This is a genomic window from Pseudomonas sp. S06B 330 (genome assembly GCF_002845275.2).
In the GTDB taxonomy this organism is placed as follows: Bacteria; Pseudomonadota; Gammaproteobacteria; order Pseudomonadales; family Pseudomonadaceae; genus Aquipseudomonas.
The window spans coordinates 5,388,414-5,410,449 of sequence record NZ_CP088149.1; the positions used below are offsets into that span (position 1 = coordinate 5,388,414).

13 protein-coding genes and 1 pseudogene are annotated in these 22,036 nt (G+C 59.2%); 3 read left to right on the forward strand and 11 right to left on the reverse strand.

The features are described from left to right. Nucleotides 1–130 precede the first annotated feature (130 nt). A pseudogene (locus tag CX511_RS25755) lies at nucleotides 131–1,318 on the forward strand (methyl-accepting chemotaxis protein); the annotation flags it as partial. After that, nucleotides 1,292–2,017 carry a methyl-accepting chemotaxis protein gene (locus CX511_RS25760; protein ID WP_425312579.1) on the forward strand — a complete coding sequence of 242 codons (726 nt, stop codon included), beginning with the start codon at nucleotides 1,292–1,294 and terminating at the stop codon, nucleotides 2,015–2,017. The pseudogene CX511_RS25755 and the gene CX511_RS25760, both read left to right, overlap by 27 nt. A 252-nt stretch (nucleotides 2,018–2,269) precedes the next feature. On the opposite strand, the gene CX511_RS24305 is transcribed toward CX511_RS25760, so the two are convergent. From CX511_RS24305 to pip, 7 genes are all read right to left on the reverse strand, one after another. Next, nucleotides 2,270–3,004 (reverse strand): amino acid ABC transporter ATP-binding protein, encoded by a 735-nt coding sequence (locus tag CX511_RS24305; protein WP_045182427.1) that lies wholly within the window; start codon nucleotides 3,002–3,004, stop codon nucleotides 2,270–2,272. Then, entirely contained in the window at nucleotides 2,997–3,959 is a 963-nt protein-coding gene (locus CX511_RS24310; protein ID WP_045181888.1) for an amino acid ABC transporter permease, read from the reverse strand. The genes CX511_RS24305 and CX511_RS24310 overlap by 8 nt, the downstream gene beginning before the upstream one ends. A 78-nt stretch (nucleotides 3,960–4,037) precedes the next feature. Then, nucleotides 4,038–4,841, reverse strand: coding sequence for a transporter substrate-binding domain-containing protein (locus CX511_RS24315; RefSeq protein ID WP_045181886.1), 804 nt, complete (start codon nucleotides 4,839–4,841; stop codon nucleotides 4,038–4,040). A gap of 240 nt (nucleotides 4,842–5,081) precedes the next feature. Further along, a complete protein-coding gene (mdoH, locus tag CX511_RS24320; protein WP_045181884.1) occupies nucleotides 5,082–7,655 on the reverse strand; it encodes a glucans biosynthesis glucosyltransferase MdoH in 2,574 nt (857 codons plus the stop codon). Further along, the gene (locus tag CX511_RS24325; RefSeq protein ID WP_045181882.1) at nucleotides 7,648–9,363 is read right to left on the reverse strand and encodes a glucan biosynthesis protein G; all 1,716 of its coding nucleotides are present in this window, start codon (nucleotides 9,361–9,363) and stop codon (nucleotides 7,648–7,650) included. Before CX511_RS24325 ends, mdoH begins: the two co-directional genes overlap by 8 nt. 262 nt (nucleotides 9,364–9,625) lie before the next feature. Next, nucleotides 9,626–10,063: a D-aminoacyl-tRNA deacylase gene (dtd, locus tag CX511_RS24330; protein WP_045181881.1), complete on the reverse strand. Its 438-nt coding sequence runs from the start codon at nucleotides 10,061–10,063 to the stop codon at nucleotides 9,626–9,628. Then, the gene (gene pip, locus CX511_RS24335; RefSeq protein WP_045181878.1) at nucleotides 10,060–11,031 is read right to left on the reverse strand and encodes a prolyl aminopeptidase; all 972 of its coding nucleotides are present in this window, start codon (nucleotides 11,029–11,031) and stop codon (nucleotides 10,060–10,062) included. The genes dtd and pip overlap by 4 nt, the downstream gene beginning before the upstream one ends. Before the next feature lie 193 nt (nucleotides 11,032–11,224). Here pip and CX511_RS24340 point away from each other — a divergent pair, with 193 nt between their 5' ends. Then, nucleotides 11,225–16,867 (forward strand): NEL-type E3 ubiquitin ligase domain-containing protein, encoded by a 5,643-nt coding sequence (locus tag CX511_RS24340; RefSeq protein ID WP_101293769.1) that lies wholly within the window; start codon nucleotides 11,225–11,227, stop codon nucleotides 16,865–16,867. Between the two features lie 58 nt (nucleotides 16,868–16,925). On the opposite strand, the gene hutG is transcribed toward CX511_RS24340, so the two are convergent. The 4 genes from hutG to hutH all read right to left on the reverse strand — a co-directional run bounded on the left by hutG (nucleotide 16,926) and on the right by hutH (nucleotide 21,996). Continuing rightward, complete coding sequence (gene hutG / locus CX511_RS24345; protein WP_045181874.1) at nucleotides 16,926–17,729, reverse strand: N-formylglutamate deformylase; 804 nt, start codon at nucleotides 17,727–17,729, stop codon at nucleotides 16,926–16,928. A gap of 10 nt (nucleotides 17,730–17,739) precedes the next feature. Further along, nucleotides 17,740–18,945 carry an imidazolonepropionase gene (gene hutI / locus CX511_RS24350; protein WP_045181871.1) on the reverse strand — a complete coding sequence of 402 codons (1,206 nt, stop codon included), beginning with the start codon at nucleotides 18,943–18,945 and terminating at the stop codon, nucleotides 17,740–17,742. Nucleotides 18,946–18,960: 15 nt separating this feature from the next. Beyond that, on the reverse strand, nucleotides 18,961–20,373 hold the full coding sequence (locus CX511_RS24355) for an L-histidine transporter HutT (RefSeq protein WP_101293768.1): 1,413 nt from the start codon (nucleotides 20,371–20,373) through the stop codon (nucleotides 18,961–18,963). 90 nt (nucleotides 20,374–20,463) lie between these two features. Further along, the gene (gene hutH / locus CX511_RS24360; protein WP_045181865.1) at nucleotides 20,464–21,996 is read right to left on the reverse strand and encodes a histidine ammonia-lyase; all 1,533 of its coding nucleotides are present in this window, start codon (nucleotides 21,994–21,996) and stop codon (nucleotides 20,464–20,466) included. Nucleotides 21,997–22,036: the final 40 nt, after the last annotated feature.

Below are 22,036 nucleotides of genomic sequence, written 5' to 3' on the forward strand. Positions count from 1 at the left end.
CCCATTACAGGTCCAGCTTGTCTCCGACCAGCCGATGAGCAAGGTGCGGCGCCTCCCCTTCCAGGCGTCGGTTATCCCTCAACTACTGGAGACACCCATGTTCGGACCTGTGAATCGGATGCTAGGCAACATGAGCGTCAGACTGAAGCTGACCCTGGCCTTTGCCTTGGTGCTGTTACTGACCCTATTGATCACTTTCAGTGGTTGGCGTGCATTGGACGACGCCATCCTTCGCTCAGAAAAACTCCAGGAAATCGCTCGTCTCAATGACATCGGCAAAGACCTCAGAGCCGAACGCATTACCTTCCGGGTACTCAACGACGCCCAGAGCAAGACCCAGCTCGAACAGTCATTGAGGGTACTGCATGAGCTGCTGGCAGCGATGCTAGATCGTTATGATGAACCTGAGGATCGGCAGATGATCGCCGCCATGCTGCAAACAGTGCAGCGTTTTCGACAGGCCTTTGAGCAATTGCAGCAAGCGGTAGCGTTGCGTCAGGCACGCCAGCAAGCCATGCAAGGCGCAGAGCAGCACCTAGCCGAGCTAGTTGACGAGGTAGAGAACCAAGCACTGCAGAGTAGCCAGGACCGTGTTCTGAACCTCACCCAAGCATTGGCCCGGCAGATTGAAGTCGCCAACCAGCAAAGCCTCGTTCCGGCTTATACCTTTGCGCCAGTTGAACAATTTGCCGGTGTCGGCCAGGTCGCGCTCGACAATGCCAAACAGGCGCTTGCGCAGTTGCTGCAGATTCTGGAACCGTCCGGCCACAACGAGCCCTCCCTAGGCTCAGCACTGAGCCGCTACCAGGACAGCCTGGATCAATTTCGACGCGCAGCCATCGCCGTGGAAACCACGCAAAATGCACTGGAGCAGCTGGGCATTGAACTTCGTGATGCCAGTGCCAAATTGAGTGAAAAACAGATCGAGAAGCGAGATTTCGAAGCCGTTGAAGCACAAGCAGTACTGACCAGCGAAGCGCTTCTGGCCTTAGTGCTGGGCATGCTGGCGGCCGGGTTGATTACCCGACAGATCACCACCCCACTCAAGCAGACCCTGGCGCTGGCTGCACGCATTGCCAAGGGCGACCTGCAACTGACCGAAACGGTCCAGCGGCGCGACGAATTGGGCCAGTTGCAGAACAGCATGCAAGCCATGACCCTCAGCCTGCGCGAATTGATCGGAGGAATTGACCAGGGTATCGGCCAGTTGTCTGCAGCGGTAGAACAATTGGCTGAGGTCAGCGAGCAGACCAAGGTCCGGGTAGCGCAGCAAAAGGATGAAACCGATCAGGTGGCCACGGCCATGAACCAGATGAGCGCAACGGTTCATGAAGTCGCACAGAATGCCGAACAAGCCTCCCTGGCCACCACTGCGGCGGACGAACAGGCGCAGCTCGGTGATCAAGTCGTCGCAGAGGCGGTAGAACAGATCGAACAGCTGGCCAGGCAGGTGGACCATTCGATCGATGCCATGCATCAGTTGGCCGGCGAAAGCCTGCGCATCGGCAGCATTCTTGATGTGATCAAGTCAGTCTCCGAGCAAACCAACCTGCTGGCCCTGAACGCAGCCATTGAAGCGGCGCGAGCCGGAGAGGCCGGCCGTGGCTTTGCCGTAGTCGCCGACGAAGTTCGCGGGCTTGCACAACGTACCCAGCATTCCACTGAAGAAATCGAGCTACTGATTGGCAATCTGCATGACGGCACCGATCAGGTCACGCGCCTGCTCGACAGCAGCAAAAGCTTGAGCCACGACAGCGTCGAACTCAGTCGCAAGGCCGGTGATGCGCTGGGGCAGATTACCCGCATGGTGTCGAATATCCAGGGCATGAACCAGCAGATCGCCACCGCCAGCGAGGAGCAAAGTGCAGTGGCTGAAGAAATCAATCGCAGTGTGATCAATGTCCGGGAGGTGTCGGACCAGACCAGTACGGCCAGTGAAGAAACCGCAGCGTCGAGCGTGGAGCTGGCGCGACTAGGTCGTCAACTGCAGACGCTGGTAGGCCGCTTCAGCCTGTAATCCGATAGTACTTGCGTTGACTGGCCCCTTGTAGCCGCTGCCGTTAGGCGGCGATCGGGCGTGAACGGCCGCAAAGCCCTGGCACCGCCATTCGTCAGGCCCAACGCGGTGCCCAAGTGGTGACTGCCCTGCAGTCGATCGCAGCCTCGTGCCTCGGCAGCGGCTGCAGCGAGTAGCGCTGCTGCCGAGCTTGTTTTTTGATGTGGGAGCTGACTCCCACAAACAATCAGCAAAGGCTTAGTGGCAAGGGGCTCAGAGCACCTGACGCAAGAAGGCCTGGGCGCGCAGGTCTTTAGGCGAGGTGAAGAATTGCTCAGGCGGTGAGTCTTCCAGCAGCTTGCCATGGTCGAAGAACAGCACCCGGTCCGCCACTTCCCGGGCAAAACCCATTTCATGGGTGACGCAGACCATGGTCATGCCTTCCAGGGCCAGGGTCTTCATGACATCGAGCACTTCACCGACCATTTCCGGGTCGAGCGCCGACGTCGGCTCATCGAACAGCATCACCTTCGGGTCCATCGCCAGGGCACGGGCAATGGCCACCCGCTGCTGCTGGCCACCAGACAAGCGCGAGGGGTATTCATTGGCTTTCTGACCGATACCAACCTTTTCCAGCAACGCCCGGGCCTTGGCCTCGCGCTCAGCCTTGCCGCGCTTGCGCACGACCTTCTGCGCCAGGCACAGGTTCTCCAGCACGGTCATGTGCGGGAACAGATTGAAATGCTGAAAGACCATACCGACTTCACGGCGGTACGCGTTGACGTCAGTCTTCGGGTCAGCCAACTGCAGGCCATCGATGGCGACGGTGCCCTCATCGAACGACTCCAGGCCGTTCAGGCAGCGCAGGAACGTCGATTTACCCGAGCCTGACGGCCCCAGCACCACCAGCACTTCACCCTTGGCCACGTCTGTGCTGACGTGATCGACCGCACGCACCACCTGACCACGGGTATCGAAGACTTTTACCAGATCACGAACTTCAATCACTTTGCGCAAGCCTCCGCTCAAGCCGGCTGGCCATGTGCGACAGCGGCAGGTTGATCAACAGGTACAAGCCGGCAACACAGAACCAGATTTCGAAAGTCGAGAACGAGGTAGTGATCGCTTCACGCCCACTCTTGGTCAATTCGGTAATGGCAATCACCGAGACCAGCGAGGTGTCCTTTACCAGGCTAATGAATTGCCCGGCCAGCGGTGGTAACACACGCTTGAACGCTTGAGGCAAGACGACATGACGCATCGACTGACCAGCACTCAAGCCCAGCGAACGCGCCGCTTCGCCCTGGCCCTTGGCAATCGACTGCACGCCAGCGCGGACGATCTCGGCCACATAGGCGCCGGTAAACAAGGCCAGCGCGGCAACCCCAGCGAATTCACGGGACAGGTTGAGCACCGTGCCGATGAAGAAATAGAAGATGAAGATCTGCACCAGCAGCGGCGTACCGCGCACCAACTCAACATAAACTGTGGACAGATCGCGCAGGGTCGGGTTGTTCGACAAACGGCACAAACCGGCAAACAAGCCGATCAGCAGTCCCAGCACGCCGGATGCAACCGAGATCCAAACCGTGGTCCACAAACCCCAGGCCAACGGCCCGGCCGCCCAGTGATGGGTAACGCCGATCAGGTCACCTTCGGCCACATCATCGCCACGCGACAACTGCACACTGGCCTGCTCGACCTCAAAGACCTGCTCACCACCACTCTCGTCACGCACCGTGACACTGGCCATATCGCCCTTGCTGACGATGGCTTCGATGGTGCCGTTCTCGACGGCGCGCTGGGCGACTTCAGCCTGGTAGGCAAAATACTGTGGCACTCGGTTCCAGCGCCACTCGTAGGAAATCATCGAGGTCGCGTAATACAGGCTCACCGCCAGGCCGATCAGCACCAGAGCGGTCAGCCCGTGCCAGGGCCACTGGGATTTCTTGTGTTTGATCACTTAAGGGTACTTCCGTAAAAGCGAACGCGCAGGGCCAGCCTGCGCGTCGGGTTTCAAACCGGGCGTAGTGCTCCGGCCTTATTCCATGTCCTTGAGCCAGGCGGTGTCCTTGAACCACTTGTCGTGGATTCGATCGTAGGTACCGTCGTGCTTGATCTGGTGCAGGAAATTGTTGATGTAGTTCAGGCTGTCGTAGTCGCCTTTCTTCAGGCCAAAGGCCAGCGGCTCGAAGGTGAACGGCTTGTCCAAAAACAGCAGCTTGCCAGCACCGGCCTTGTTCACGGCCACGACGTTGTATGGCGCATCGTAGACGAAGGCATCAGCCTTGCCGTTGACCACGTCCATCACCGCTTCCTGCTCGTTGTCATAGCCGTGGTATTGGGCTTTGCCGATCAGCTTCTTGGCAACCAGCTCGCCGGTGGTACCGAGCTTGGAGGTCAGGCGGTACTTCTCATTGTTCAAATCTTTGTAAGACTTGATCTCACCCGCCAGTTCCTTACGGATCAGCAGGGTCTGACCGACAACGATGAAGGGTTCGCTGAAGTTCAGCTTCAGGTTGCGTTCCTGAGTCAGGGTCATGCCGCTGCTGATGATGTCGAATTTGTCGGTCATCAGGGCCGGAATGATGCCGTCGTAAGCAGTGGAGACCATCTCCAGCTTGACGCCCATGGACTTGGCCATGGCCTTGAGGATATCGACTTCAAAGCCAACTATCTCGCCACGTTTGTTGGTCATCTGAAACGGCATGTAGGTGGGGTCCATGCCTGCGCGCAGGGTGCCACGCTTGACCGCTTCATCAATGGCGCCGGCTGCCTGAGCCGCGTTGACCGCGACCAGCGCGGTGACGCCGACCAGCAGCATCGACAGATATTTTTTAAACATCACCAGATCCCCCAGCAAGAAAGCTCGAATTTTATTTTTAGCGCGAACCGTCCTACAGACGGGTGCGAGATATTCGAGAGGGATGCTAACGCATGAGCGCCACGCTACATATAGGCGGTGATGACTTTGTTGCTTGTTGATCGCAGAAAAAGCATCGCCGGCGTCTTTGCAGAGGCCGGCGATTCTGTGGGGGAGGATTCACCTGCGTAGGGGCGCAGATGAATCCGCTCCCACACCCTCTCAGGCGCTGGCCAGAGAAGGCTGCGCCACAGGCTCCGGATGCAACGGCAACAACGGCGAGTGCGGGTCGTTGGCTATCGACTGCCGCCAGACACCCAGCCAAGCCTCGTTTTTCTCGCCCCAGATCCGCGTATGCAAACGCGCCAGAGCAACCGGGTCGCTGAGCAGGGCCAGACGGGTGTTGCCATCCAGGCCATCTGGGCCAACTTCCAGCGCCTTTGCGATGCGCTCGGCACGCAACGTTTCGATCGGCTCTGCAACGCCATGACGGGCAGTAGCCAAGGCACAGGCCAAGGCATTTTGCTGCGGATCGACCACGGCCCGGACGAAACCGTCGTGCAGGGCGTGCCAGCGGTTCTCGTGGGTGTACCGATCAGTCGCCAGCAGCTCCTGCGGCGTAGCGTATTCCTCAGGAATCAGGAACAGGCTCTCATCTTTGGCACGCAGGCCCAGGTGCACGCGACTGGAGATCACCGAAACCGGGATCGACAGCATCAGCGAACCGACAATCGGCACCAGCCACCACAGGAAGCTTGGGTTCAACCAGGCCACCAGCAGGGCCCAGGCCACGCCCAACAGGGTCTGTGGACCATGACGGCGCACCGCTTCACTCCACGGTGTGGAGTCGTCGTCACGCTGCGGCGAATTCCAGGTTGCTGCCCAGCCGAGGAAGGCGGCAAGGACGAAGCGGGTGTGGAAGATCATCCGCACCGGCGCCAGCAACATGGAGAACAGCATCTCCAGCAGCATCGACAGCGTCACCTTGAAGCGCCCGCCGAACTCCTTCGCGCCCTTGGCCCAGATCAGAATGACGCTGAGCAATTTGGGCAGGAACAGCAGCACGATGGTGGTGGAGAACAGCGCGATGGCCTTCTCCGGATGCCACTGCGGCCACAATGGGTACAGCTGACGCGGCTCCAGGAAGTATTGCGGTTCCATCAGGGTATTGGTCGCCAGCAGCGCCGTCGACAGCACCAGAAAGAAGAACCACAACGGTGCCGACAGGTAGGACATCACCCCGGTGAGAAACACCGCGCGGTGCACCGGGTGCATGCCTTTTACCAGGAACAGGCGGAAATTCATCAGGTTGCCGTGGCACCAACGACGGTCGCGCTTGAGTTCGTCGAGCAGGTTCGGCGGCAACTCTTCGTAACTGCCTGGCAGGTCGTAGGCAATCCACACGCCCCAGCCGGCCCGACGCATCAGCGCCGCCTCAACGAAGTCGTGGGAGAGGATCGCACCGGCGAACGCACCTTTTCCGGGCAACGGCGCCAAAGCGCAGTGCTCAATGAACGGCTTCATCCGGATGATCGCGTTATGACCCCAATAGTGCGATTCGCCCAACTGCCAGAAGTGCAGGCCAGCGGTGAACAACGGGCCGTAGACGCGGGTAGCAAACTGCTGCATGCGTGCATACAGGGTGTCCATGCCCGAAGCCTTCGGTGCAGTCTGGATGATCCCGGCGTCAGGGTTGGCTTCCATCAGACGGACCAGGCTGGTCAGGCATTCGCCACTCATCACGCTGTCGGCGTCGAGCACCACCATATAGCGGTAATCACCGCCCCAACGACGGCAGAAGTCGTCGAGGTTGCCGCTTTTGCGCTTCACTCGGCGGCGACGGCGCCGGTAGAAGATACGCCCGAAGCCCTTGGCCTCGCGGCACACTTCCAGCCAGGCCTGTTGCTCGGCCACGGCAATATCAGTGTCGTTGGTGTCACTGAGTACAAAGAAGTCGAAGCGGTCCAGATCACCGGTGGCAGCCACCGACTCGAAGGTCGCCCGCAGGCCGGCAAACACGCGCGGCACATCTTCGTTACAGATCGGCATGACGATGGCGGTACGCGCACCAGCCTCGATCGGCTCGTTGCCAGCACTGCTGCCGGAAATGCGGTACTTGTCGCGGCCGGTCAACAGCTCGAGGAAGCCCATCAAGGCGGTCCAGAAACCCGCCGACACCCAGCAGAAGAGGATACCGAACAGAATCAGGATGCTGGTCTGCAAGGCATACGGCCAGACCTGGCTAGCAGTCTGCAACAGCGGCTGGTGGGTGATTTCGTCAAGGTCGACGAACGACCAGCCCTGGTACGGCAGAATACCTTTCATGTACCAGCCGGCAACGATGGTCTGCCCCAGCATCAGTGCCAGCAGAATGTAGCGGCGCATGGAGCCGACCCAGCGCCAGCGCGCCTTGGGCAGGTCACGCTTGGCCGGAGCCGGAGCGTTAGTGCGGCCGGTCAGGCGGCGCCAGGCGCGAATCAGGATGTTGGTGCGCCACGGCTCAGGAATCACCCGAGTACGCCGGATCGGCGGCGTGGCCTTCAGGCACACCCGGCCGCTGCCATCCACCGCCAACATCTCGGCATCGTGCAGGGCCTCGGCACTGTTCAGGTTCAGGCGCTCGCCAACCGAAGCCTGCACAGCTTCGGCATCACGCGCGCCCGGCTGGGCCGACAAACGTTGATGCAGCTCGCTGAACGAGGTGCAGCTGGCAAGTTCTGCCCGCTGCTCATCGCTCAGTGGTAAATGGGCCAGGTATTCGCCAAGCGATTCTGGCCGGGCTTGAGAGTTACTCATCGGCAGGCAACTGATAGCTCCAGGTCTCGGTCAACACCTGTTCGGTGGTGGCCGGTGCCCCAGTGGTGGACGCCGCATCGGCGGCTGGTTGCTCGGCAGGTTTCTCAGCCTTGGCAGATTTGGCCGCGGCCTTGTCCTGTTTGCTCGGCTTGGCTGGCTTAGCCGGCTCGACCGGAACGTCACGCAGCAGCGCTGCACGCATTTCCACGGACTTGCTCGGGTCTTTGACCTTCATCCGCAAGGTCAGGCGCCAGCCTTTGATTTCCGGGTTGTAGCGCAGGTTGTTCTCGACCAGTTCAGCGTTGTCACCGACGCTGACCTGGCTACGTACGGCGGTATCTTCTGGCAGTTTAGCCAGTACCGGCCCTTCGAAGTCGACCAGGAAGGCCACACTGCCGTCAGGTTGACGAATCAGGTTGGATTGCTTGACGTCACCGGTCGAGCGCAGGGTCTGCTTGACCCAGCCCAGCTTCGGCGAGTGGAACTCAGACTCGTCGATGGTCCAGTGCAGGCGGTAGGCGTATTCAAACGGGGTGCCTGGCTCTGGCAGTTTTTCCGGGCTCCAGAACGCAACGATGTTGTCGTTGGTTTCGTCGGCGGTCGGAATCTCTACCAGGTCAACAGTCCCCTTGCCCCAGTCACCGACAGGCTCGATCCAGGCACTTGGACGCTTCTGATAGTTGTCATCGAGGTCTTCGAACTGGCTGAACTCACGCTGACGCTGGAGCAGGCCGAAACCACGCGGGTTCTCGACGCTGAAATTGCTCACCGCCAGGTGTTTCGGGTTGTTCAGCGGACGCCACAGCCATTCGCCGTTACCGGCATGGATCGACAGACCTTCGGAGTCGTGCAGGGCCGGACGGTAGTTAAGCACCTTCGATGGCTGGTTGCCGCCGAACAGGAACATGCTGGTCAGCGGGGCAATGCCCAGGCGGCTGACGTGATCACGCAGGAACACCTTGGACTTGACGTCGACAATGGTGTCGCTGCCTGGACGCAGGGTCAGCTTGTAGGCACCGGTGGAACGCGGCGAATCAAGCAGTGCGTAAATCACCAGATGTTTGTCGGTAGGTTTCGGGCGCTCGACCCAGAACTCGGTGAAACGCGGAAACTCTTCGCCGGACGGCAGCGCGGTATCGATCGCCAGGCCACGGGCGGACAGACCATAGACATGGCCCTTGCCAACCACGCGGAAGTAGCTCGCGCCCAGCAGGGTCATGATCTCATCCTGCTTGTCAGCCTTGTTGATCGGATAGAGCACACGGAAACCGGCGTAACCCAGGTTTTCAGTCGCCTTGGGATCAAACTTGACGTTGCCGAAATCAAAGCGACTTGGGTCGTACTTGATCTCTTCGACCTTGGTCGCGGTGACTTCGTTGATTTTCACCGGCGTGTCGAAATGCATGCCCTGGTGATAGAAAGACAGCTTGAACGGCGTCTTTTCCTTGGCCCACTCAGCTTTTTCCGTCAGAAAACGGATCTGCTGGTAGTCGCCGTACTTCATGTCACGGAATTCGGCCGGCAGATTGCTTTTCGGCGCTTCGTACTTCTGTCCGGCAAGATCCTTTGCCTTGGCCGCCACATCGTCAAGGTTGAACGCCCAGAGCTGGCCAGCGCTGAACAGGCCGACCAGCGTTGCGCCTGCCAACAAGGCCTTGCGCAGCCGATTGCCGGGAGTTCTTGGTGCATTACAGGGACTTACAATCACGAGCAACCCTCGCCGAAAAACAGATGAATAAACCAACGGCCAGCGACATATGCCAGGTTGGCGAGCACTGTTCGGACTCCGAAAGGGCGCAATGATTCCCCAAACGGTTCCGGACAGTCTCAAGTCAGAGTGAAACGAACCCACGAACGCAGGTTCACATAGCGCGCGATTATCCAGTAGGCAGCGTTACAACGCATCAGGCCAAACCAACTATTTATGCTACAAAACCCCTTGTTTTCCTGCAAACAGGGGTTTTTTGTCATCAGATTTGTAACATAAATGTTACGGGGCCATCATTGACCAGGTGCACTTGCATGTCAGCCCCAAACTGACCACTGGCTACCGAGCCATGCAGAGCCTGCGCCTGGGCCAGCAGATAATCGAAAAGCTCTGCGCCGAGGGCCGGTGGCGCTGCGGTAGAAAAGCTCGGACGCAAGCCACTCTGGGTATCAGCGGCCAGGGTGAATTGCGACACCAGCAACAGGCCTCCGCCAATATCCTTGAGCGACAGGTTCATTTTGCCCTGAGGGTCGCTGAACACCCGGTAGTTGAGCAGCTTATGCAGTAGCTTATCGGCGTGAGCCTTGGTGTCAGCAGGCTCAACCGCGACCAGCACCAGCAGGCCCTGGTCGATTGCCCCTACCGTCTTGCCGTCTACATCTACCCGCGCACCACGCACACGTTGCAGCAACCCCTTCATGCTTCTTCCTGAGGCAAATCGAGCAAGCGCCGGGCCATCTGGTCGGCAGCACGAACCAAGGCGTCAGTAATACCAGGCTCGGAAGCCGCATGACCGGCATCACGGATCACCTTTAGCTCACTGTTCGGCCAGGCCTGATGCAATGCCCAGGCATTGTCCAGCGGGCAGATCACGTCGTAGCGACCATGCACGATCACCGCCGGCAGGTGGGCAATCTTGGGCATGTCACGAATCAATTGGTCCGGCTCAAGGAACGCATTGTTGGTGAAGTAGTGGCATTCAATGCGAGCGATCGACAGCGCACGCTGCGGCTCGGAGAAGCGGTCGACCACCAACGGGTTGGGCCTCAGGGTTGCCGTGCGCCCTTCCCAGGTGGACCAGGCCTTGGCCGCATGCATCTGGGCAATCTGATCGTTGCCGACCAGACGCTTGTGGAAAGCCTTGACCAGATCACCGCGCTCTTGCACCGGAATCGGCGCGATATAGTCCTGCCAGTAGTCTGGGAACATCCGGCTGGCGCCGGCCTGGTAGAACCACTCGATCTCTTGCGGGCGACACAAGAAGATACCGCGCAAAATCAGACCGTGAACGCGCTCAGGGTGAGTCTGGGCATACGCCAGGGCCAGGGTTGAACCCCAGGAGCCGCCAAACAAGACCCATTTGTCGATACCCAAATGCTTGCGGATGCGCTCCATGTCTTCAACCAGGTGCCAGGTGGTGTTGTTTTCCACGCTGGCATGGGGGGTCGAACGCCCGCATCCACGCTGATCGAAGGTAATGATCCGATACAGGTTGGGATCGAAGTAGCAGCGGCTCTGGGCATCACAGCCAGCACCTGGGCCGCCATGGATGAACAGCACCGGCAGACCTTCCGGTGAACCGCTCTCATCGACATACAGCACATGCGGTGCTTCCACGGCCAGATCGTGCCGGGCGTAAGGTTTGATCTGCGGGTACAAGGTCTGCATTACGCACTCCGTGTGGGAATTATTCTGCCGTTGGGCATCATAAACCTGAATTGCGCTTAGAGCATGCCCCAGTGTCATGTCGATGCGCTATGCCCCTCGCACCGGGGAAACCGGCACACCTGATAGATCATGTTATGGCCTTGCGGTGCAAAACAGGCAATAGCATCAGAGCCCCATCACGCGAGGCTCCTTCATGAAAAACCTGGCCACACCGCCCGACCGCGCAGCTACAGCGCCTGACGAAATAATCCCTCACGCGCAACGGATAATCACCAGCAAGGTACCTGACTGGCTATCCAATGCCACACCCGCTACCTTGAAACAACTACGTGTATCCGGCAAAACTCCTGCACCGTGGTTTGAAGCGGCCTGCTTGGCCGACCCACAAATGGCTCGAATGCTGGTGCAAGAATATGAATTGCATCGAAAGTATGAAGCCGAGGTACAAGCACTCCTCAATCCACTGCCTGAGCTGCAACCGTTCGCTACACAGATGCTGACCCAGGCCCTGCGAGAGCGCTTCAACCTGGACCTGGACGTAAGCCGAACGTACTTGATCAACGCCAGCAAAGCCGCTGCGTACAAACTGAGCCTCAATGGCGACCCAATCGCCGATGGTCAGCGCGCCTTGAAACTGGCGACTCAATCCTTGCTGCATTGCGCCATGCAAAATTTCGAAGCATCGGAAGCGCAGCCTGGTGGCCTGGACGAAGACCAACTGCCGTCGGTGATCGTCGACAGCGACCAGTTCCTTTTCGTCAAACCGACGGGCAACCCTGTCGCGCTAGCCCCTGACGCCTTTGCGGCCTTGTCACGTGATCTGGACATTGGGGGCAAATATCAGGCTTTGATTGACGCGATCTACCACCCCCTCGGCGATTCAGACAACACGGCGTCTCGCGCGGTATGGCAGGCGTTCAGCAACGCCGAGCAATCAGCCTTGCGTCTGCACCTGCACAGGGCTTATTTGAGCAAGACGATCGACAAGGCTCTATACGAGGCACTGCTCACGCTCGCCAGTGGTGAGCCGGCGTACTATCAGGGCAGTCCGATTCGCTGCGCCTTCATGAACATTTTTGACGTCACCTTGACCGGTGCCCTGGTCATTGGTGTCGTGCCTTCGCCTGAACGACTCCTGGCATACGACCCCTTGTTGCTACCGTACAAAGGCGTCTTGGTGACTTACCTGCCGGGGGCGCCAACCCCATTGAAGATGCACACCACGGTTCATGAGGTGCAAGCCTACCTACGTGAGCAACTGCGGGCAGTCCATGTGCCCCATTTACGAGCGTTGACACCTGAGCGTGACAAGCACAACTTCATCAGCGCCTTGCGCGACTGCCTGCAGCCGGCAACCTGGAATTCAAGCACGCAGACGTTTGACCAAGCACCTGATCCCGAGGCTTGGCTCCCGGTAACCTTGCAGCCGTTCACTCAGCCGTTCCTTGACGAACTGGTCACCCAAAAGCGACAGCGGCTCAAGGACGATGCGCTATTCCATGCCGTATCCACGGCACTTGAAGATCAGAAAACGGCCGACAAACGCCGCGCCTACTTTACCGGGCTGGCTTTCAATGCGCTCGCGCTCGGCGGTTTTTTCGTGCCTGGGCTGGGGCAACTGATGCTCGGTTTGACGGCTATTCAACTTAGCTACGAAGTCTTTGAAGGCATAGACCTTTGGGCCAAAGGCGATCGACAGCAAGCACTCAGTTACCTGATGGATGTGGTAGACAACGTGGCGCTCACGGTGGCCCTAAGCGCGGCGGGGGGCGGTGCCGAGGGCGGCACACCAGCCGTTGAGCGGATTCCAGTGGAAATGCCATCGTTCATCGACGAACTCAGGCCTGTTAAGTTGCCCAGCGGCGAAGACCGCCTATGGTGGCCTGACCTACAGCCATTCGCGCATGACATCGTGCTGCCAGCAGGGCTCGAGCCGGATGAGTTCGGCTTGTATCACTACGAAGGCAAAACCTGGCTGGCGCTTGAAGACAAGACCTACTCAGTCAAACATTCACCCGCCAGTGGCGAATACAGGCTCTTGAGTCCGAGCAAATCCCTGAGCTACGAGCCCCCGCTGCGCCACAACGGTGCTGGGGCCTGGCTGCATGAACTGGACAGGCCACGTGAATGGCAGGGTATGGCATTGTTCCGACGCCTGGGCCATCTCAGCGCGGCGTTCAGCGAAGAGACCGCATTACAAATCCTGCGCATCAGCAACACCGATGAAAGCGTTCTTCGTCGAATACTCAGCGAGCAACAAAGGCTGCCAGCACTGCTGGAAGACACCCTGCAGCGCTTCAAACTGGATTTGGAGATCAGGCACTCACTACCGAATGCACCGGCAAGAATACGTCGCGCAGAGTTTCAAAGACGCTATCGAGCCTTGCCCGCAAGTCAGGTAGCAGGTGCCGCCGTGATTCAACGGGTGTATCCAAACCTCCCTGCGCCCATCACCGAGGAACTGTTACGCAACGCCAGCCCAAGCGAGCTGCAAACGCTGATCGGTGCAAAAGTGCCCCGACGCCTTGGCGAAGAGATCCACGCCTATCAGCAGCATGTGCGCCTCACCCGCGCATATGAGGGGGTGTACCTGGAGTCGGTACACAATCCAGATAGCGACATTCTGATCCTACACACGCTTGAGCACATCCCTGGCTGGCCTACCGACATCCGGATCGAGATGCACGAAGGCAAGCACTTGGCGGGACTGATCGACAGCGTCGGCCCCGACCAAGCCAAAATCCGCAAGAAAATCACTCGCGCCCCCGACGGCTATGTGGCCTCGGATATGTATGGCTCAAGCTACCCGATCATCTTGCATGACACGCTCTACGACGCGTTGCATGCAGCCCTGCCCGAAGCACACCGCGAGGCACTTGGCACCTCTGGCGTGTCGAGCGCGATAGCGCTCAGGGAGCAGATTCGTCAAGTTCCGCAATTGCCACGCTGGATCCTCAGAAGGTGGCTGGGCATGCAGCGGCAAGGATTCCGCGCCCCCATGCGTCTAGCCGATGGTCGCCTAGGCTACCCCTTGAGCGGCAGAGCAACATTGAGCGACGACATCAGCCGGCAAACACTGCTGGACATGATCCGTACGCTGGAGTTACCCGAGCACACATCCCGATCGGCCGAGGACATCCTGCTAGCCCTGGAAGGTAACGGGCTGACACGAGTAGAGATCAACGCCAGGCTTCGCCAAGTGGAAAGTGAGAGCAATGCACTGCAAACCAGTCTGGACGAATGGCGTGCACAACCGGGAACGACTGCCCACTTGGGCAGACTCCTTAGCAGCCGGCTCGAAATCAGCAACGCGCTCTGGCGACAGTGGTCTGAAAGTGCCTTGCCAGAGATCGGCGGCCTGGATGCGCCCCTGCGCCTGGAACAAACTTACATTGCTGAGTTCCCGCAACACCTGCCCGGGTTCAGCACGTCGCGGGTCAGACGCCTGCAACTTATCGATGTCCCCCTTGAGACTTCGTCAGGTGCCTCTGAGGGCTGGACTGAGTACGAGGGACAACTGGCAGCACTTTTCCAGCACTTTCCCCGCCTGCAGTCGCTAGAAATCAATCGCACCTATGACCCCTTCGCAGCACCTTCAGGGTTCTCAAGCAGTCTCGCGCTGATCGTCAATAGCTTTCCCATGCTCAGGGAACTGACCCTGAGCAATCAAAACATCGTGTTCTATGCGTTGGATGTAGAAAGACTCCAGACGCTGTCACGCCTGGAAAGGCTGGAGTTGAGCGGCAACCGGTTGTCGCAATGGTCAACATTCAATTTCAACCGCATGCAATTGAACTACCTTGGACTTGATCGCATGACGTTCGACCGTTGGCCGAACTGGTTGAGCAGAGAAACACTGGAACACATCGGCACGGTCTCCCTGCGCGACAACAGGATCACGGCATTGCCTGACTTTCTGCTCAGAAACGAAATCAATACCGAGCATCACTCTGTCATCTCTTTGCAAGGCAACATCATCCTTGCCGACCAGCTCGAAAGACTGCAACTGAGCAACGATGGTAGACCCCGGCAGTTCAGCTTCAATGTCGATGTACCTGCCGCCCTCCAAGGACGTTTGATACAGCTGAGGGAAGAGCAACAACAGGTACATGATGCCGTTGACGGTTGGGTAAACACCTCCAGCTCGTCCGCCCCTCCGAGCGCAGATGTTATACAGTCAAGAAATCAGGTCGCCACTGCGATATTGGATTACTGGGCCACCCAGAGCCAAGGCGAACTTCTAGCCCCTTTGCGACTTACCGACATCGCGCTGGAGGACTTTCCTCGACAGTTGCCTGCATTGTTCTATCAACGGGTTCGCAACATGGTGCTGACCCGGGTGAGGGCCTCTGCATCACAGATCGATCAGTTTCTAAGACGCTTTCAACAGTTGAACGAACTGACCTTCGAAGGACACGTTCAACCGATGGTCGAGCCGCCCTGGGCCCTGTTGGAGCTGCCCTCACTTAGCCGGCTAGCACTGCGCGACCAAGGCCTGGTAATAGAACCGCAGGTGATGCAGATCTTTTCGCTCATGGGCAACCTCGCCCAGTTGGACCTTTCCGGCAACCGCCTGGTGCCGTTCACCCAAGGGGCAGTGGAACTGCCTCAACTCCTGCGTCGACTCAATCTGAGCAACACGCAACTGCGCACCTGGCCCTCCTGGGTAGAGGGCCTGCAGCCACTGGATCTACTGGACCTGAGTGGCAACCATATCACCGAACTTCCTGAGCACATTCTGGACAACCCTCGCAATGAAGACTCTTCCACGGCGATATCACTGGTTGACAACCCGCTGAGTCACGCCTCAATGCGCCGTGCCCACCTCTCGCAGGGAGACCAGAGCAGCTACAGCTTCGACATGGATCTACCTGAGGATATTCTTGAGCTCTCACCGCCAGGGGACGGCTCAAGCAGCAATGCCAGTAGTGGAAGCAATCATGTCCACAGCCCAATTCCCTATGCACCGGGAGATACACCTAATGTTGAAGCATGGCTGCTCGGAACCGTAGACGAAAACGAAAGCCATCGGCGCCTGTGGCAACAGCTCGAACAGTTCCCCAGCGCGGAAAACTTGCTGGCGCTGGTTGGGCGTTTAAGACAGGCGGCACCCTACCGCAACCAGCAAAGCCGAATCAGATTCTCTGAGCGGGTCTGGCGCGTGTTAGGGCTTGCGGCAACCAACAGTGACGAACTAACGCTCTTCAACGCGATGGCCCAGGATGCGCTCGTGCAACCTGACACAGGGGCCCAGACCTGTCATGACGGCGCCTTGCTGGTGTTCAATCAAATCGAGACGCATGTATTTACCCAGCAATCCCTGAGCAATGTGCCTCAGGCAGAACGCGGACAGCACCTTTACCAGCTGATTCAACGCCTGTATCGATTGCAGGAGCTGGACAACATCGCTCGCCAGAGGGGTGGTAATAGGGACGAAGCTGAGGTACGCCTAGCCTATCGACTGCATTTGGCCGAGGATCTGAAGCTGCCGTTGGCGCCCGACAGCATGCTCTACGAGGTGAACGCCCAGATCGACCAAACCGAGCTGCACATGGCACGCAGCCTGGTCCTGCAGGGTGAACGCGGTGAGTCGTTCTTGAACTACGCGGCGGCTAATGAGCATTGGACTCAATACCTGCGCGAGACCTACACCGCGCGGTTCACAGCGGTCGAAGAATCCTACCAGAAGGAAGTGAACGCGATGATTGACCGCTTTGAAGGTGTGCCACTTGATGATCTGAGCGATCAGTTCAAAGCCTTGGAAGCTGACAAGCAACGCCAGGAACAAAAGCTGATTCATGAACTGACAATAGAGGAAGGGCTGCTATACCGCTGACCCATCGGCACGATGCCGGTCTGCAGCGGGCGATCGCTGCAGGCCGGCTGGCTCACACTCAGACGCTGTAACGCTCTCGGCCCCAGTTCACCATCTCGTCGATCAATTGCTGCAGTACCTGCTGGGTCGGTGTGGCCAGGTCCTCACGGTAGGCGAATGGTTCCACCTCTTCCATATAAGTACTTTGCGCCAGCTCCAATTGCACGGCATGGATATTGTTGGCCGGATCGCCGTAATGACGGGTGATGTGCCCACCCTTGAAGCGGCCATTGAGCACATGAGTGTAGTGCTCAGCCCTGGCGCAGACGTTCTGCAAGCGCTCAGCCAACTGTGGATCACAACTGGCGCCATTGAATGTACCCAGGTTGAAGTCGGGCAGTTTTCCTTCAAACAGGTGTGGGATGTGCGAACGGATCGAATGGGCATCCCACAGCAACGCATAGCCAAACTGTTCGCGTAAGCGGGCCAGCTCACTACGAACAGTGTTGTGATAAGGACGCCAGATTCCTTCCAGGTACTCTGCCCGCTCTTCGGCAGACGGTTCCTTGCCGGCCTGGAACAGCGGCTCACCTTCAAAGAGGGTCGCCGGGTACAAGCCGGTGGTAGCGCCAGCGTACAGCGGCTTATCGTCGTCCGGACGGTTCAGGTCGATGACAAAGCGCGAGTACTCGGCCGCCACCACACTGGCGCCCAGTTCACGGGCAAAATCGTACAACTGCGGAATATGCCAGTCGGTGTCAGGCAGGCTTTGCGCCTGCTGCACCAGCCCGGCCTTGACCACAGGCGTCAGGCGCAGCCCGGCGTGAGGCATGCTGATCAGCAGCGGCAAGCTGCCTTGATGAAAATTCAGTACCTTGTCCATAGGCCCTCCTTCAATTGAAAATTTCGCGGCCCAGGCGCACCACCCGCTTGGGCAGGTCACCTCCCAGCCAATAGCACAGATCCGCCGGACGCTCGATCTGCCAGGCAACGAAGTCTGCCACCTTACCTACCTCCAGTGAGCCGTGGGTTTGACCCAAACCCAGTGCAGTCGCGGCATGGGTAGTGACGCCCGCCAAAGCCTCTTCCGGGGTCATGCGGAACAACGTACAGGCCATGTTCAGCATCAGCCGCAGCGACAACGCTGGCGAGGTGCCGGGGTTGAGGTCGCTGGCCACGGCAATCTTCACCCCGTGCTTGCGCAATGCGTCCATCGGCGGCAGTTGAGTCTCGCGCAAGAAGTAGAACGCGCCAGGCAACAGCACGGCAACGGTGCCAGCCGCCGCCATGGCAATGGCATCGTCCTCGGTCATGAACTCGAGGTGATCGGCCGATAGCGCTTGATAACGCGCGGCCAGGCTGGAACCTGCCAGCGACGATAATTGCTCGGCGTGCAGTTTGACCGGCAGGTGCAACTCACGTGCTTTGATAAAGACGCGTTCGACCTGAGCCGGGGAAAACGCCAGGTACTCACAGAACGCATCCACCGCATCAACCAGACCTTCGGCGGCCAGGGCCGGGAGCATCTCGTCGCAGATGTGGGCAATGTAATCGTCGGCACGGTCCTTGTATTCAGGCGGCAAGGCGTGCGCGGCAAGGCAGGTGCTGCGTACGCTCAGCGGCAGCTCCTCACCCAGGCGGCGGATGACCTTGAGCATCTTGCGCTCATTGGCCAGGTCCAGGCCGTAACCGGACTTGATTTCCAGGGTGGTGACGCCATCACGCATCAGTGCCTGAACCCGCTGGCGGGCGCTGGCGAACAACTCATCTTCAGTCGCTGCGCGGGTCGCCCGTACGGTGCTGGCAATACCGCCACCCTGGGCAGCGATCTCGGCATAGCTGACCCCTTGCAGACGCTGCTCGAACTCACCACTGCGATTGCCGCCAAATACCGCATGGGTGTGACAGTCGATCAGCCCCGGGGTTACCCAGGCGCCGCGCAGGTCCACAGTTCGCTCGGCCGTCAGGTCTGGCAACGACTGCCGCGGACCGATCCACTCAATGTGGCCGGCACTGGTCACGATCGCCGCATCCTCGATACTCGAGTAAGTGCCTTGGGCCATGCTCGCGACATGGCAGTGCTGCCAGAGGGTTCTCATGCAATGTCTCCGTTTCTAGCGCTGAAGTTGGGAAGGATCCTGGGCCAGCGGCACCTCGCCTTTCGCTGCCCGCGGCTTGCACCACAGCAGGTAAGAGGCGACCAGGAACAGTACCCAGACCACACCGACCAGCAGCGCTGCCTGAGTATCAGGGAAATAACCGAGCACGCCGAACACGAACAGCATGAAGGCAATCGCCGCGGCGGGTCCATACGGCCAGAACGGCACCGGAAACTTGAGCCCGGCAACCTCTTCACGGCTCATGCTGCGGCGCATGGCAACCTGGGTGACCAGAATCATCAACCAGACCCAAACAGTAGCAAAGGTGGCGATCGAGGCAATCAGCAGGAACACGTTTTCCGGAATCAGGTAGTTGAGCACCACACCTCCCAGCAAGGCTGCGCCCATGACCATCACGGTCATCCACGGCACGCCATGTCGGGAGATTTTGGCAAAGCCCTTGGGGGCATGACCTTGCTGAGCCAGGCCGTACATCATCCGCCCAGCACCGAAGATGTCGCTGTTGATCGCCGACACCGCCGCCGAGATCACCACGATATTCAACACGGTCGCGGCCGAAGCGATCCCCAGGTTGCTGAAAATCTGCACAAACGGGCTGCCCTGGCTACCAATCTGCGGCCACGGATACAGGCACATCAGTACAAACAGGGTGAGGATATAAAACAGCAAGATACGCAAAGGTACGGCGTTGATCGCCTTGGGGATCACACGCTGCGGGTCTTTGGCTTCGCCGGCAGTGATACCGATGATTTCGATACCACCGAACGCGAACATCACCACCGCAAACGAGGCGATCAGACCGCCGACGCCATTGGGCATGAAACCGCCGTGGTCGAACAAGTTGCTCACGCCCACCGCGTTACCGGCATCGGCATTGCTCAACCCGAACGCCATGATGCCGAAGCCAGCCAGAATCATTGCAACGATGGCGCCGACCTTGAGCAACGACAGCCAGAACTCCATCTCGCCAAACACTTTGACGTTGCACAGGTTCAGGCCGCCAATCAGGAAGACAATGCCCAGCACCCAGATCCAGCGGGCCACCTCCGGAAACCAGAAGCCCATATAGATGCCGAAGGCCGTGACGTCGGCTAGGCAGACGATGATCATTTCAAAGGCGTAGGTCCAACCCAGGATGAACCCGGACATGGGCCCCAGGTAGGTGTTGGCGTACTGGCCGAAGGAGCCGGACACCGGGTTGTGCACGGCCATTTCACCCAGCGCGCGCATCACCATGAAGACAGCGGCACCACCAATCAGGTAAGCCAGCAATACGGCCGGGCCAGCCATCTGGATGGCCGAGGCAGAACCGTAGAACAGACCGGTACCGATCGCCGAGCCCAATGCCATGAAGCGAATATGACGCGCGTTCAATCCGCGCGTGAGTCCTTGTGCTTGAGTGTGCATTTCGCGTCCTGTTTTTTTTGTAAGCGAAAAGCGGCACGGACCCATAAAGGTCCGTGCGGCAGGTGGCTGGCACAATGGCCAGCCCGAGGGTCACAGGCTAGGCAGGACCTTGGCCGGCAGCAGGCCGGTCAGGTGACCTTCGGCCAGCAGGGCGATTGCCGCCTCGATGTCCGGGGCGAAGAAGCGGTCTTTCTCGTAGTAGGCGACCTTGCTGCGCAGGGTCTGGCGGGCTTGTTCGAGTTTCTGCGAGGTTTTCAGACCTTCACGCAGGTCCAGGCCCTGGCAAGCAGCCAGCCATTCCACAGCCAGAATGCCGCGCACGTTATCGCTCATTTCCCACAGGCGCTTGCCGGCAGCCGGGGCCATCGACACGTGGTCTTCCTGGTTGGCAGAGGTCGGCAGGCTGTCGACGCTGTGCGGGTGAGCCAGGGCCTTGTTCTCGCTGGCCAGTGCAGCGGCGGTCACCTGGGCGATCATGAAGCCCGAGTTGACGCCACCATTGGCCACCAGGAACGGCGGCAGCTGGGACATGTGCTTGTCCATCATCAGCGAGATGCGGCGCTCGCTAAGCGAACCGATTTCGGCGATGGCCAGGGCCATGTTGTCGGCCGCCATGGCGACAGGTTCGGCGTGGAAGTTGCCACCGGAGATCACGTCACCTTCGTTGGCAAATACCAGCGGGTTGTCGGAAACGGCGTTGGCCTCGACCACCAGTACATCGGCGGCCTGGCGGAACTGGGTCAGACACGCACCCATGACCTGTGGCTGGCAGCGCAGGGAGTACGGGTCTTGCACCTTGCCGCAGTTCTGATGCGAAGCCGACACTTCACTGCCGTCACCAAGCAAGTCGCGGTAACAGGCGGCGGCGTCGATCTGACCACGCTGGCCACGGGCTTCATGGATACGGGCATCAAACGGCGAACGCGAACCCAATACGGCTTCAACGGTCAGGCTACCAACCGACATGGCGGCGGCGAATAGGTCTTCCCCTTCGAACAGGCCTCGCAGGGCAAAAGCGGTGGACGCCTGGGTGCCGTTGAGCAGGGCCAGACCTTCTTTGGCCGCCAGGGTCAGCGGCTCAAGGCCAGCAACCGCCAGGGCTTCGGTAGCCGATAACCACTGACCCTTGTGGCGAGCCTTGCCTTCGCCGAGCAGCACCAGCGACATGTGTGCCAGTGGCGCCAGGTCGCCGGATGCCCCCACCGAACCTTTAAGTGGGATGTGTGGGTAAACCTCAGCGTTGATCAGCGCGATCAGCGCATCAATGACCTTGCGGCGAATACCAGAGAAACCACGGCTCAGGCTGTTGACCTTGAGCACCATGATCAGGCGCACCAGGGCGTCATCGATTGGCGCGCCAACGCCAGCGGCGTGGGACAGCACCAGCGAACGTTGCAGGTTTTCCAGGTCGTGGCTGGCAATGCGGGTCGAGGCCAGCAGGCCGAACCCGGTGTTGATGCCGTAGGCGGTGCGGTTTTCCGCCAGGATCTGCTCGACACAAGCGACACTCGCGTCAATCTGCTGATCGGCGCTGGCATCCAGCTTGAGTTTTACCGGCTGCTTGTAGATCGCACGCAGCTGAGCCAGGGTCAGGGTGCCGGGCTTCAGGGTCAATTCAGTCACGTTAATGCTCCGTACTCGTGAGGCGTATTCGCCTGCATAG